The sequence below is a fragment of the Fictibacillus tiangongensis genome (assembly GCF_048083785.1).
GTDB lineage: Bacteria > Bacillota > Bacilli > Bacillales > Fictibacillaceae > Fictibacillus.
Genome location: NZ_CP182294.1, coordinates 1,158,033 through 1,169,710 on the forward strand (window position 1 = coordinate 1,158,033; position 11,678 = coordinate 1,169,710).

At 36.2% G+C, this 11,678-nt stretch carries 18 protein-coding genes; 15 read left to right on the top strand and 3 right to left on the bottom strand.

Annotation, left to right across the window (positions count from 1 at the left end; translation table 11 throughout):
* Positions 1-27 precede the first annotated feature (27 nt).
* Positions 28-363, bottom strand: a complete 336-nt coding sequence (locus tag ACNJYY_RS06320; RefSeq protein ID WP_144701765.1) for a winged helix-turn-helix transcriptional regulator — start codon at positions 361-363, stop codon at positions 28-30.
* 122 nt (positions 364-485) lie between these two features.
* On the opposite strand from ACNJYY_RS06320, the gene ACNJYY_RS06325 reads away from it, so the two are divergent.
* The 5 genes from ACNJYY_RS06325 to ACNJYY_RS06345 all read left to right on the top strand — a co-directional run bounded on the left by ACNJYY_RS06325 (position 486) and on the right by ACNJYY_RS06345 (position 3,238).
* Positions 486-980: a lactoylglutathione lyase family protein gene (locus ACNJYY_RS06325; protein WP_066392318.1), complete on the top strand. Its 495-nt coding sequence runs from the start codon at positions 486-488 to the stop codon at positions 978-980.
* 139 nt (positions 981-1,119) lie between these two features.
* Positions 1,120-1,770 carry a pentapeptide repeat-containing protein gene (locus ACNJYY_RS06330; protein ID WP_416731020.1) on the top strand — a complete coding sequence of 217 codons (651 nt, stop codon included), beginning with the start codon at positions 1,120-1,122 and terminating at the stop codon, positions 1,768-1,770.
* A gap of 96 nt (positions 1,771-1,866) precedes the next feature.
* The gene (locus tag ACNJYY_RS06335) at positions 1,867-2,067 is read left to right on the top strand and encodes a hypothetical protein (protein ID WP_197222318.1); all 201 of its coding nucleotides are present in this window, start codon (positions 1,867-1,869) and stop codon (positions 2,065-2,067) included.
* Between the two features lie 202 nt (positions 2,068-2,269).
* On the top strand, positions 2,270-3,073 hold the full coding sequence (locus tag ACNJYY_RS06340; RefSeq protein WP_416731021.1) for an aminoglycoside 6-adenylyltransferase: 804 nt from the start codon (positions 2,270-2,272) through the stop codon (positions 3,071-3,073).
* Positions 3,074-3,094: 21 nt separating this feature from the next.
* Entirely contained in the window at positions 3,095-3,238 is a 144-nt protein-coding gene (locus ACNJYY_RS06345; protein WP_416731022.1) for a hypothetical protein, read from the top strand.
* A 46-nt stretch (positions 3,239-3,284) separates the two neighbouring features.
* On the opposite strand, the gene ACNJYY_RS06350 is transcribed toward ACNJYY_RS06345, so the two are convergent.
* Positions 3,285-4,475 carry a DUF418 domain-containing protein gene (locus tag ACNJYY_RS06350; RefSeq protein ID WP_416731023.1) on the bottom strand — a complete coding sequence of 397 codons (1,191 nt, stop codon included), beginning with the start codon at positions 4,473-4,475 and terminating at the stop codon, positions 3,285-3,287.
* Between the two features lie 193 nt (positions 4,476-4,668).
* Here ACNJYY_RS06350 and ACNJYY_RS06355 point away from each other — a divergent pair, with 193 nt between their 5' ends.
* The 9 genes from ACNJYY_RS06355 to ACNJYY_RS06395 all read left to right on the top strand — a co-directional run bounded on the left by ACNJYY_RS06355 (position 4,669) and on the right by ACNJYY_RS06395 (position 9,782).
* Positions 4,669-5,241 (top strand): DUF2975 domain-containing protein, encoded by a 573-nt coding sequence (locus ACNJYY_RS06355; protein ID WP_416731024.1) that lies wholly within the window; start codon positions 4,669-4,671, stop codon positions 5,239-5,241.
* 19 nt (positions 5,242-5,260) lie between these two features.
* Entirely contained in the window at positions 5,261-5,464 is a 204-nt protein-coding gene (locus ACNJYY_RS06360) for a helix-turn-helix domain-containing protein (RefSeq protein WP_066392329.1), read from the top strand.
* Positions 5,465-5,489: 25 nt separating this feature from the next.
* Positions 5,490-6,182, top strand: a complete 693-nt coding sequence (locus tag ACNJYY_RS06365; protein ID WP_416731025.1) for a diphthine--ammonia ligase — start codon at positions 5,490-5,492, stop codon at positions 6,180-6,182.
* The gene (locus ACNJYY_RS06370; protein ID WP_416731026.1) at positions 6,179-6,703 is read left to right on the top strand and encodes a GNAT family N-acetyltransferase; all 525 of its coding nucleotides are present in this window, start codon (positions 6,179-6,181) and stop codon (positions 6,701-6,703) included. The genes ACNJYY_RS06365 and ACNJYY_RS06370 overlap by 4 nt, the downstream gene beginning before the upstream one ends.
* 104 nt (positions 6,704-6,807) lie before the next feature.
* A complete protein-coding gene (locus ACNJYY_RS06375; RefSeq protein ID WP_416731027.1) occupies positions 6,808-7,683 on the top strand; it encodes a hypothetical protein in 876 nt (291 codons plus the stop codon).
* On the top strand, positions 7,683-8,435 hold the full coding sequence (locus tag ACNJYY_RS06380) for a DUF5694 domain-containing protein (protein WP_416731028.1): 753 nt from the start codon (positions 7,683-7,685) through the stop codon (positions 8,433-8,435). Before ACNJYY_RS06375 ends, ACNJYY_RS06380 begins: the two co-directional genes overlap by 1 nt.
* 316 nt (positions 8,436-8,751) lie before the next feature.
* Positions 8,752-8,904: a hypothetical protein gene (locus tag ACNJYY_RS06385; protein ID WP_416731029.1), complete on the top strand. Its 153-nt coding sequence runs from the start codon at positions 8,752-8,754 to the stop codon at positions 8,902-8,904.
* 23 nt (positions 8,905-8,927) lie between these two features.
* A complete protein-coding gene (locus ACNJYY_RS06390) occupies positions 8,928-9,116 on the top strand; it encodes a hypothetical protein (RefSeq protein ID WP_416731030.1) in 189 nt (62 codons plus the stop codon).
* A 12-nt stretch (positions 9,117-9,128) separates the two neighbouring features.
* Entirely contained in the window at positions 9,129-9,782 is a 654-nt protein-coding gene (locus ACNJYY_RS06395; protein WP_416731031.1) for a uridine kinase family protein, read from the top strand.
* A gap of 22 nt (positions 9,783-9,804) precedes the next feature.
* Here the strand turns inward: ACNJYY_RS06395 and ACNJYY_RS06400 are convergent, their stop codons facing one another.
* Entirely contained in the window at positions 9,805-10,371 is a 567-nt protein-coding gene (locus tag ACNJYY_RS06400) for an MEDS domain-containing protein (RefSeq protein WP_416731814.1), read from the bottom strand.
* A 225-nt stretch (positions 10,372-10,596) separates the two neighbouring features.
* On the opposite strand from ACNJYY_RS06400, the gene ACNJYY_RS06405 reads away from it, so the two are divergent.
* A complete protein-coding gene (locus ACNJYY_RS06405; RefSeq protein WP_416731032.1) occupies positions 10,597-11,631 on the top strand; it encodes a zinc-binding dehydrogenase in 1,035 nt (344 codons plus the stop codon).
* Positions 11,632-11,678: the final 47 nt, after the last annotated feature.

Genomic DNA, 11,678 nt, shown 5'->3' on the forward strand with positions numbered 1-11,678 from the left:
TGGTCAAGAGCACTGAGCCTCCTTTTATTATGCCAAATCTCCGTGCTCTGTTCCCCATTCATGCATCTGTTTTAAGATGGGCAGTAGAGTTGCGCCAAATGCAGTCAATGTATACTCTACTTTTGGTGGAACCGTATTGTATGATTTACGATCAACAAAGCCTTCTTCTTCTAATTCCTTTAATTGCTGCGATAGTACTTTATGTGTCACACCCGGCAGCAGACTTCTTAATTCGTTGTAACGCAATGTACCATCCACAGCTAAGTGCCATAGAATAACTGTTTTCCATTTACCGCCTATTTTTTGCAATGTATATTCGATCGAGCATTTTAATTTACCATCGTCATGTGTTGATATCTTCATGAGCATAACAGTCCTTTCTTACCTTAAGGATAGTATGTCACTTTAAAGTGCGTTCTTACATACGCCTAGTATGTCTGGGTATAATGATTCCTGTAATCAAAAATAAAAGGAGGAATACGATTATGCCAATCTATCCAAGAACATTCTCTCATATTGGTTTATCCGTGCCAAATTTAGAAGAAGCCATAAAATTTTATACAGAGGTATTCGGGTGGTACGTTATCATGGAGCCTTCTGATGTAGAGAATGATGATACACCGATCGGACAAATGTGCCGTGATGTATTCGGTGATGACTGGGAAACTTTCCGAATTGCTCATCTAGCTACAGGTGACAAGATTGGAGTTGAACTGTTCGAGTTTCCTCATAACGAAAAGCCGGAAAACAACTTCGAGTACTGGAAGACAGGTTTGTTCCACTTTTGTATCCAAGACCCTGACATCGAAGGGATCGTTGAGAAAATTAAAGAATATGGCGGCAAGCAGCGCATGCCGATTCGTGAGTATTATCCGAACGAAAAACCTTACAAAATGGTGTATGTAGAAGATCCATTCGGCAATATCTTTGAAATCTATACACATAGCTATGAGCTCACGTATTCTCAGGGAGCTTACTAATAAATTTAAGAACCGCTGACAATTTTGTGCAGCGGTTTTTTTTCTTTGCACAGATTTCAGAAGAAAAGAAAAGACTACTATTTGCATTTTTACTTCTGTAAGCTTGATTTAATATAATCATGTAAATGGAGTGAAGAAAATGACAAAAAAATTCAAAGTAGATCTACCTAAGATTTCAGGACATTTAGAAGAAGCTCGGTTTCGAGATCTGTATTTAGAAGAAGATCCATATCTTCACGATTGCTCGATCATGGGAGCATTTTTAGAGAATGAAGAAATAGACAAGCTGATTTTGTCTAAAGTGAAATTCAATAATGTAACGCTCATTCATTCGAGTTTTTATAAAATAGACATGACAGATGTTGTGTTTGAAAACTGTGATCTTTCTAACACAAACTTTAAAGAAGGTATTCTGTACCGCGTTCATTTTAAAGATTGCAAGCTGATGGGTGTTGATTTTGAAAAAGCGAATCTGAGAAATGTGACGTTTGAAAACTGTATGTTAGACATGAGTGAGTTTGTAGAAACTGACTTAAAGCCCGTTTTGTTCGACCAATCCTCACTCAAGCAGGCAAACTTTTACGAAACAAAGCTGAATGCAGTAAAATTTGAATCGTGTAATATTGAGGAAATTGACTTTACAGTAACATCCTTAAACGGGATCGATATTAGTACATGCACATTCAATACTATTCACGTAGACCTCACCAGTTTAAAAGGATGTACCGTATCACGAGAGCAAGCAATCGTGTTTTCTACATTGTTAGGATTACATGTAAAAGAAGATTAAATACTTAACCATAAATTGGATAATTATGTTAATGTTAGTGTAGGCACTATTGCATGACTTCATAGATTTAAATCATTTTCCAATAGGAGAGATGAAATGAAGGAGAACCTTACACTAGCTTGGATTGCTGCGTTATTTGCTCTTGTAGGACAGTTGTTGTTTTTTATAATCATCGCTATTTATACCGGTGAATGGCGTTATGTGATGTGGAGTTTCATCGTGAGTATGAGCGTTGGGATTCCTAGTATGATCCACGTGTGGCAGGCACAAAAACGCACGAATCTAAACAGAAATTAAGAAGAGAATTTCTGTACAAAATAAAAGCTCATTACCCATCTAAAGGGAAATGAGTTTTTTTCGTTTTGTTCTCTTTAACAAATAAAAAAAGGTACATTCCACCTTTAAGAGGAATATGAAATGAAGATGATAATAGGGAGCTGGTTTTTAATGAATGGGATTTGAAGATTTAAGGAATTTTTATAAAAAAAGGGATGAAGAATTGCCGTTACAACGGAAAAAATTGATGAGAACTCTAGAACAAGACCTAGTGGCAGATAAAAATGTTTTAGCAGTTTTTTATGGCGGGTCGATCGGAAAAGAAAACACAGATCTCTATTCAGACATTGATCTTCGTATTGTCGTGAGAGACGATGTTTTTGAGAAATTTCTAGAGAATAAAAAGAAAAGAGCGGCCAATTGGGGGAAAGTTCTTTTCTATGAAGATTTTCCTTGGACAAACTATTCTATCGCTCATTATGACTCGTTTATCAAAGTAGATTCTTTCTATTACAAGAAAAATGATCTTCACCCTTCTATTTGGATGCAGCATTTAAAAATAGTTTACGATCCTGAAGGTCATATAAACTCTATAAAGCAACAATCACTTCAGCTATCCTACTCACCAACAATAGAAGAAGTAGAGATCTGGCGTACTAAATTCTTTGCATACGTTCATGAGTTCTATAGGCGGATCATGCGAAGTGAACTTTCATACGCAAAACAATGCTTAGAAAACATGATCTATTCTATGGTGTCTGGATGGTATATGAATGCAGGTTTGCAACCGAATACCTTTGGTGATTGGTCGAAGGTTGAAGGAAAGAGCAGTCCGTTAGCTGATTGGCAGCACATGCTCCTATCTGAATGGCGTTACAATTCTAACGAAGAAGACATGTTAAGGATTTTAAGAAGAATCTTACCTCAATTTCAAAAGTTACATAAAGAGTTATGTGAAATCGTCGAAATTACGTATGAACAGAAATGGGAAGATGAAATTTTGAAAAAAGTTCTCATTGATTATTAACTGGCATGAGGTGGTGAGTGTATGGAATATGGATCGTCAGGGTTGGCATTAATGGGGTTATTTACATTTTTAGTACCAATAGGAGTAGGAATCTTTGTTTTGGTCATGCTGTATCAAATGAATCAATCGCTAAAAAGAATAGCGGATCGACTAGATGAGAAATAATCATGAAACAAAAGATAGCTGTCCCTGTGTGGACAGCTATCTTTATTTATATCGCTTTTCTATGATTATCCTCTAAAGAAGTATGTTTTTTGAACTTAGGTATCTTTAAGTAGACGACCAAGCGTACAAGATATTCCATTGGACCGATGGGCAGGTATTTCAAATAAATGGAACTAAGGAATGCTTGAATTCCAAAGATTATAACACCTACTACAGTGGCCAGTATTACACCAAGATCACCAAACCAACCTAAACCATAGCCGTAAAAAAGAAATGTACAAATCATCGACTGTATTAAATAATTTGTTAATGATAGTTTTCCCATACTCTCAAAACCAGTTAAAAAGCGTTTGAACTTCTGATGGTTGTACATGTAAACGAACAGACTGATATAACCGATCGCAAGCATACTTCCTCCGATCATACTCATATCTAAACGATAATCCCACTGCTTGCTGAGGAGAGGAGTAGCTTTTAGTAAGAGACCGATTGGTATAAATAAACCACTTAGGATTGTGAACTGTTTGATCTTAGAAGAAGTGTTTTGCAGCCATTTTCGATGTGCTGCATACATACCGATCAGAAACATCGGACTAAGAACAAAAGGAGTTAATAATAACATGAAGGCGGCTTCACCACCACTCATATCAAGCATCTCGTCATCAAGACTGTGTGCTCTTATTTCTGAGTACGTTCCTGATCCATAGATTTCCTGTGTTTGTTTCATGTATAAGTCTATCTTGTCAGCACGAATCATTTTAATTTCTTCTGCCTCAAACAGAGAGCCAATGAAGAGAAGAGAGAATAGTAGAATAGCCCATATCAATAGTGTCTTTGGTTTGCGATTTACCATGACCAAAAGCAGAAGACCCATAAGCCCATATACAAAAAGAATATCTCCTTCCCATAAATACGTGCTGTGCAAGATTCCAAGAGTCATCAGTAAAGCAAATCTTCTGAACAGATGCCACTTTACGCGTTTGTTCTTTTCCTTTAACTTGTTACGCATAAGAATCAGTGAGTACCCAAAAATAAACATGAAGATGGGAAGAAATGCTCCTTCAATCACCACTTTTGTAAAGTTGTATGCATACGAATCAACGGTAGATAACTTGTAATAGTGAATCTCATCCTTTCCAAAAATCCCAAACTGAAAAATGAGTAGGTTAGCTAAAAGAATACCTAATAAGCTAAATCCTCTGATGCCATCGATAATGTTAATTCTTTGTTTAACCATAATTTTAACAATCCCCTTTATCTACATAATTACCAATACCTAACAAATACGTCGACGACATAACTATAACAGCGTGTTTTATATAATTCAACAAATATTTATTGTTTTACAATAAAAAAATAATGATTATTGAGATTTTTCCTCTCTTTTGTGGTATGTTAAATTTATGAAATTAATGATGAGGAGCAGAAGGATGAAGTGGAAAATTTTTTATAAATATGGAGCGAAATTATGCTCAGTTCTTTTTTATGTTGTTGGTCTTATTGGTATTTTTACATTGGTTTATCATTTGTCTTATTTAATGAGTCCAACAGGAGAATTGGCAAAGTCTTTCGGTGCCTTTGATCCTGTGTACAGCAACTTAACGTTAGTTTTTGATCAGCAACCTTTGCTTTATAAGGATGAAGAATTTATCGTTCTCTCATTGGTGACTTCTATCATTATGTTTGTTTTTGCGTTAATTTTCCTAAGACTCATGAGAAAATTATTACAGAATTTACACCAAGAGAGTTTATTTATGATGGAAAACGTTAAGGTTTTATTCAAGATGGGTATCACCATTCTTGTACTTGGGTCGGCTTTTACCTTTATGGACGAGCTTTTAATGACAAAAGCACTTAAGGAAATCCATGTAACGAACGCTTCTGTAACATATACAGGACTAGCTTATGTGGATACGTTTTTCACAGGAATTTTCGTCATGATTCTAGCCTCTGCGCTAAAGGTTGCCGTAGAGGCAGTAGAAGAAAATAAACACACAATCTAAAGGTGGAGTAGGGATTGCAATGATTAGAATAAAATTAGATGTTATGATGGCACAGCGCAAAATGTCATTAAACCGATTGTCTGAACTGGTTGATATCACCCCTGCTAATCTTTCTGTACTTAAAAACGAAAAAGGAAAAGCGATTCGTTTTTCAACACTAGATGCATTGTGTAAAGTACTAGAATGTCAGCCAGGCGATCTGATTGAATATATTGAAGACTGATAGAAAAAAGAGAGAGGATGGTTACATGAAAAAAGTAGCTGTTAGCTGGAGCGGCGGGAAAGACAGCTGCTTAGCTCTATATCGATTGCTTCAAGAAAAGCATGAAGTTGTATGCTTAATATCCATGGTTTCTGAAGAAGATGTCCGAAATCATGCCCATGGTATTCCATTAGAAATCTTACAATTACAAGCAGATGCGATCGACCTTCCTTTAATTATGGTGGATTCAGCTGGGGAGTATGAAGTTTCTTTGGTAAAGTCTTTAACTTCTATAAAAAAACAGTTTGGGATAGATGCGATCGCATTCGGCAGTTTGTATATGGAAGAAGACCGGAAATGGAATGAACAGGTTGCGGAAAAAGCAGGTCTGGATGCTCTTTTTCCCGTATGGATCTTAGAAGAACAAGCCTCTGAACTATTGGAAGAATTTATTTCATTAGGTTTTCAGTCGATTGTTTGTCGAGCTTCAGCAGATATCTTGGACTCGACTTGGACAGGTCGCGAGTTGAATACAAGTTTTTGTGAGGATATTGAAATTACCAAGAGCTGCTCTATGGGTGAACATGGAGAATATCATACATTTGTTGTAGACGGACCAATCTTCGGAAAAAGGCTTGAGATTGTTCACTCAGATGTTATCTTAAATTCAGGATTATGGTCGCTCGACATACATTCATGCAGGTTCATAGATAAGGATACGGAGGCTGTTATGAAATGAACATTCACTTTAGAAAGATGTTAAAACCTGAAGAAAACGTAGTTGAAGCTTTAAATCGTTGGGAGAACGACACAAAGCTTGTTCCATTAACACGACCGAATAAGGATAGAGTAGAACTCGAAAGTAAACGAGTCATCACGATGGAAGACTTGTATCAACGTTTAGAGTTTCACGAGATTTATTTGATCTTTGTAGATGATCAATTAGTAGGTGAGATGAACTATATGGTCGATCCTCCTCACCTTTTTAAGAGAACGGAAGGAACGGCATGGTTAGGTATTACGATTGGTGAATCGGTTGGAAGAGGTAAAGGAATTGGTTACCAAGCGTTGTCGTACTTAGAGAATGAAATGAAAAGAAATGGTTTGAAACGCATCGAGCTTGGTGTATTTGAATTCAACACCACCGCACAAAAGCTTTATCAAAAACTGGGATACTCAGAAATTGGTAGGGTCGAGGCATTCACGTATTATCAAGATCGAATGTGGGCGGACATTCGAATGGATAAATTAATCCAATAGTAATGACTCATAACTGTCCATTCGGGCAGTTTTTTTGATTTAAAGGGATTTTTTGGATTTTTATTGAATTGAGATAGCAAGAGAGATAAGAGATGAGGATTATCATGAAAATTATTGATACTGTTTCATTTTTTCTGCAAAACTATCAGCCAACGATCTCGTTTTTGAAAGAATATTATAAAAGGTACCCGTCTGTCTTTCATGAATATTTTTCTTACCATTGCAAAGATACAGAGGAAAGCCATGATTTATCAATTAAAAAATATCAGGACTCTTGGTCGTCTATACAATGCGTTCACGATTTAATAAATCCGCTCATTCAGGATGTTGTTCAAAAGTATGAAGAGGAATATGGAGTACAATTTCCTGTTGAAGTTAACCTTATCGTTGGTGGTTATGGCTCAAATGCATATACTCACAGACAGATCATACCTAATGTTACTTTCGCATTAGAAAAACTGTCACCAGAACCTGAGCATTTAAGAACCATTGTTGCTCATGAATTTGGGCACGCCACACAGAATATTTTGACTGATAAAGAAGGAATGAAATGGGAGAGAATGAATTGGAACAGTCCCATGACTTGGTTGAATCAAGAAGGCGCAGCAACTCACTTTTCCAGGAAAATTGTAGGCGGTCTCCATCCCTCTGTTTACTTTTCCTTTGATAATCATGGATATGAGTGGTTTGAGTTTGCTAAAAAAAACGAAGATGAATTCTTACTGGCGTTTGCAAAAGATTACACCTCATTGTCTGCCCAAACTATTTTTTCAGAATGGTTCTCCATTAATGGTGGTAAGAAATTTGGTCACAGCAGACTTGGCTATTATATAGCGGATTACTTCTTTCAAAACCAAGTTATAAAACTGGGCGAGCGAGATGCGATAACGGCTTGGAAAGATGATAATTTCATAAGGAATGCTGAGGTGTGGTTATCTCAAAGAACTGGACTAAATACGAATAGCATTGAGCTGTTGTGATGAACATCAAACAAGAAAAACCACAAATAATGGTAGTAAGTACTTTTCACATGAGGTATACACCGGACCTTCAACGAATGGAGTTTGATGATCTGTTAGCTGATTCAAGACAACAAGAAATATTGAAAGTGGTGGAACAATTAAAGAAATTTAAGCCAACAAAGGTTGCATTAGAGGTAGTAAATAGTGAAGAAAATAAATTGAATCAGGAGTTTATTCAATTCAAAGAGGGTGAACTAAAACTAGCAATTGACGAAGTACATCAGCTTGGGTTCCGTATCGCCTCAGATCTACAACATGAAAAAGTACATGCTGTGGACTGGATGGATACGGTAGGAAATAGAGGGGTGGGTCAGGTTTTTGAGTGGGCTGAAAAGAATCAACCTGAGTTTTTTCGTTACATAAATGATACCTATCGTTCTAATCAGCAGCTTTCAATAGGTAGCGAGAGCATCTATGAAATAATCAGATCACAAAACCAAACTTCCTTTATTGAGAAGGAACACGAGATGTATATGGCAATAGCAAGAATTGGTTCATCCCAAGAATATATTGGCATCGATTGGATGAGATGGTGGTATCAACGAAATCTTATCCTTTATTACAATTTAGCTAAGATTACATCGATATCAGATCGTACCCTATTAATAATTGGTGCGGCTCATGTACATTTAGTTACGCAATTTTTAAATGAGAGTAAATGGTTTGAAGTCGTAAATCCTCTACATTACCTGACGGAGGAAAAAAATTAGCGTTTGTTCTTTTTCTCCAACCATGAAATCGTAAAATATACAATAAGAGAAGCTCCTATCATGAACGCCACAGTGTTAGAGATAAAATTGAAATCTAATTCATGAACAATTTTAGACTTTTCACCATTATGATTTATGAATTCAATCGTCTGGCTTTGATAGTCTAATAGAAAATAAGAACATACACTTCCTATAACTATTCCAAGAACTAGTGAGAATAATGTTTTATTCATACATGGATCGACCCCCATTCACATAATTGTTAACGAGTAACATATACATTATAGTACCATTATATTCCATTTAGGAGGAACTTATGAACTCAGGTGCTGTGTACGGAGCAGGACTTGCAGTAGCTATTATAGCTCTAGTTCTTATTGCAAACGGTGCTCTCGACATTATAGGAAGCATGGTTTCTGGTATTGAGCGATATGTTACACGACGAAAGAAAGACAAGACACATAATTAGAGGTTAAAAAGGAGTAAGGAAATATGAAGATATTCATTTCCAATCTTTTATTAGGGTTACTGTTTGGTCTCATTGTGGGAAGTTCTTATGATCAACAGGGTATTTGCATAATGCTTGGTGGCATTCTCGGTGTGTCTATTTCTATATATTTACAACTAAATGGTATTCAGAGATATTTATTAAAAAGATCTATTTCTCCAGAAAAAAATTAGGAGTAAAAAAACATGGAAAACATTTTACAAGAAGTAAGTAATCGTATAAAAAGAGTAGAGCAGCCATTGATAATAGGGATTTCTGGACACGGTGCCGCAGGAAAAACAACATTTGCTTCTAAACTTATACATATGATTGGGCAGGAAAAAGTAAATTCTATTAACACAGATCCATATATCGTCCGTTCTGAGCTAAGAAAATGCACAACAGTAGATTACGTGTATCACAATAAGCACCATTCGTATAAAATGACAGCCTGTCATCCGCTTGCTCATCATATTTGGGCTTTAGAGCGAGACATAAAAATGATAAGGGATAGGTTAGATCTATATACGATTGGGACTCATTTAACAGAAAGTATCTTGGTTTCCTCTGAAAAACAGATAAAAATAATTGAGGGAATGAGTGTAGCATTTTGTAATTCTGCATTGTTTGATCTTAAAATCTATCTATATACTGATGGCGATACTGAGTTAAGCAGGAGAGGGGTACGTGATGTTTCGGAACGAGGGACCAACATTGATTATTTGTTACATTCACACGATGAACGAAGAATTCAATATGAAGTATTCATGCATCCCAAACGTCAACACTTTGATTATGTTGTAAAGAATTCAAATGAAGAGTATGTGCTGGAAACGGGAGTATGGCCAGTTATAAGTTAAAAACACTGCAGATCGCAGTGTTTTATTTATTTATACGTTTTAATGTGTATTGGTCTGATACAACAAATTCCTCATCCATGAGTATATAGGGATGTGTTTTCAGTAAGCTGGTTTGAAGATTTTCTGGCATTTTTTCACCCTCATATGCACATATAAGTGGGAATGCAAACTCATTTACCGCTCCGTCCACGATTCTCTCTAGGTCTTCGATAAGATGAAGAGGATCTTCCATTGTCCCCCATTCAACATGTGCCCATGAACGAAAAGACTTATTGTTATCTACAAAAGGTTTAACGGTTTTGAAAAAGTAATCTACAATGGCAGGGGGATGATAACTGCCGCTTGAATAGTAAAAGTCAAAATTATTTACATGATGGACAAGCTTCAATTGATCAGGTTTTAATCTAATGGCCAACTCTTGTTTAAGCATGCGATAGATGCGTTCGTTTTCAATAACTACAACACACTCTCCTAAAGAGGTGCCGTCTTGAATATAATTCACAATTTTTTCTGTGTATTCTTTCATTCCATTATAAGAATACAGTACATGAACATTCCTTTTTTGTTCGATTAACTCTTTCATATTCACTTTCAAGTTATCACCACTCTCAGGTATCAATTTTAATTAGTTTACCTGTTTTACAGAATAAAAGCTAAAAGGAAGTATCAGAACGTTAACTTTACTTTATTACACGTTACTGCAAAAGTTTTACTCAATGATTTTTGGGCTACTATAAGGGATGGAGAAGTTAAATATTAAATTTAATAAAGGGTTGAATAGCTGCAAGAAATTTAAGACAGAAGGAATGAGTATATGAAAGCAGTTCAAGTGACAGGTTATGGAGATATAAACAAGTTAGAAGTTGTTGAAATAGACATACCGGAGCCAGGAGAAAATGAAGTTTTAATTCAGGTGAAGGCATGTGGCATCAATAATACGGAAATTTGGATGAGAGAAGGAGCATATGGTACAGGTTCTAAATCAGGTTGGCGACCAGAAGGGGTTCAATTTCCGAGAATACCAGGCTCAGATATTACAGGTACAGTTGTGAAAACAGGGAAACAAGTTGCATCTTCTATGATAGGAAAGGACGTTGTTTTGTTTCCTTTTACATCAAGTGGAGAAGAAGGATACGAACATATCTCTGATGATATGTCATTTATAGGGTCTGAGTATGACGGAGGGTATGCTGAATATGTAGTATGGCCAGCAAATCTTTGTTTTGATATGCCTTTACAGAGTTTCACAGAAAGTGCCGTTTTCTCCGTAAGTGGTTTAACTGCGTGGCACATGGTCGAACAGATTCAGGTTCAACCGAATGAAACCGTCCTCGTAACGGGTGCCAACGGTGGTGTAGGCTCACTGAATGTACAGATTGCTGCAAATGTTTTTGGAGCTAAAGTAATTGCAGTAGTTGGTGACTTAACATTAGAAGGTGAACTAAAAGAACTCGGAGCAACACATGTTGTATCATATAAATCAAGTGATCTTGTGCATGAAATCCAACAAATAAACGGTGGTCCGATTGACTCTGTTTTAGATGTGGTTGGAGACGCGTTGTTTTCTACTTCTCTTCAAGTTTTAAAAAACGGAGGCAAGTTCTGTACTTCAGGATCTGCCGGCGGACAAAAAACAGAGCTTGATTTTAGAACTTTATATTTAAAGCACATCACACTATACGGTTCTGTTTTAGGAACAAAGGCAGAATTTGCTCGAATGTTAGATGCGATTTCTCAAGGTGAAATTAAACCCGTTATAGATCGAACGTTTCCTCTTCAAGAGGCAAGAGAAGCTCAAACATATTTTAAGAAAGCAGGAAAGTTAGGGAAAATTGTATTAATTCCTTAGTAAATATTTAGTTTAAAATAAAAGAAATGGCTACCAAATTAGGACTC

Excerpts from the sequence above, each read along its gene's own strand:
- ACNJYY_RS06375 (WP_416731027.1), top strand. The coding sequence starts at position 6,808 with ATGAAAATTATTGATACTGTTTCATTTTTTCTGCAAAACTATCAGCCA.
- ACNJYY_RS06385 (WP_416731029.1), top strand. The coding sequence starts at position 8,752 with ATGAACTCAGGTGCTGTGTACGGAGCAGGACTTGCAGTAGCTATTATA.
- ACNJYY_RS06330 (WP_416731020.1), top strand. The coding sequence starts at position 1,120 with ATGACAAAAAAATTCAAAGTAGATCTACCTAAGATTTCAGGACATTTA.
- ACNJYY_RS06320 (WP_144701765.1), bottom strand. The coding sequence starts at position 363 with ATGAAGATATCAACACATGACGATGGTAAATTAAAATGCTCGATCGAA.
- ACNJYY_RS06355 (WP_416731024.1), top strand. The coding sequence starts at position 4,669 with ATGAAGTGGAAAATTTTTTATAAATATGGAGCGAAATTATGCTCAGTT.
- ACNJYY_RS06380 (WP_416731028.1), top strand. The coding sequence starts at position 7,683 with ATGAACATCAAACAAGAAAAACCACAAATAATGGTAGTAAGTACTTTT.
- ACNJYY_RS06365 (WP_416731025.1), top strand. The coding sequence starts at position 5,490 with ATGAAAAAAGTAGCTGTTAGCTGGAGCGGCGGGAAAGACAGCTGCTTA.
- ACNJYY_RS06370 (WP_416731026.1), top strand. The coding sequence starts at position 6,179 with ATGAACATTCACTTTAGAAAGATGTTAAAACCTGAAGAAAACGTAGTT.
- ACNJYY_RS06335 (WP_197222318.1), top strand. The coding sequence starts at position 1,867 with ATGAAGGAGAACCTTACACTAGCTTGGATTGCTGCGTTATTTGCTCTT.
- ACNJYY_RS06345 (WP_416731022.1), top strand. The coding sequence starts at position 3,095 with ATGGAATATGGATCGTCAGGGTTGGCATTAATGGGGTTATTTACATTT.
- ACNJYY_RS06325 (WP_066392318.1), top strand. The coding sequence starts at position 486 with ATGCCAATCTATCCAAGAACATTCTCTCATATTGGTTTATCCGTGCCA.
- ACNJYY_RS06405 (WP_416731032.1), top strand. The coding sequence starts at position 10,597 with ATGAAAGCAGTTCAAGTGACAGGTTATGGAGATATAAACAAGTTAGAA.
- ACNJYY_RS06360 (WP_066392329.1), top strand. The coding sequence starts at position 5,261 with ATGATTAGAATAAAATTAGATGTTATGATGGCACAGCGCAAAATGTCA.
- ACNJYY_RS06395 (WP_416731031.1), top strand. The coding sequence starts at position 9,129 with ATGGAAAACATTTTACAAGAAGTAAGTAATCGTATAAAAAGAGTAGAG.
- ACNJYY_RS06350 (WP_416731023.1), bottom strand. The coding sequence starts at position 4,475 with ATGGTTAAACAAAGAATTAACATTATCGATGGCATCAGAGGATTTAGC.
- ACNJYY_RS06390 (WP_416731030.1), top strand. The coding sequence starts at position 8,928 with ATGAAGATATTCATTTCCAATCTTTTATTAGGGTTACTGTTTGGTCTC.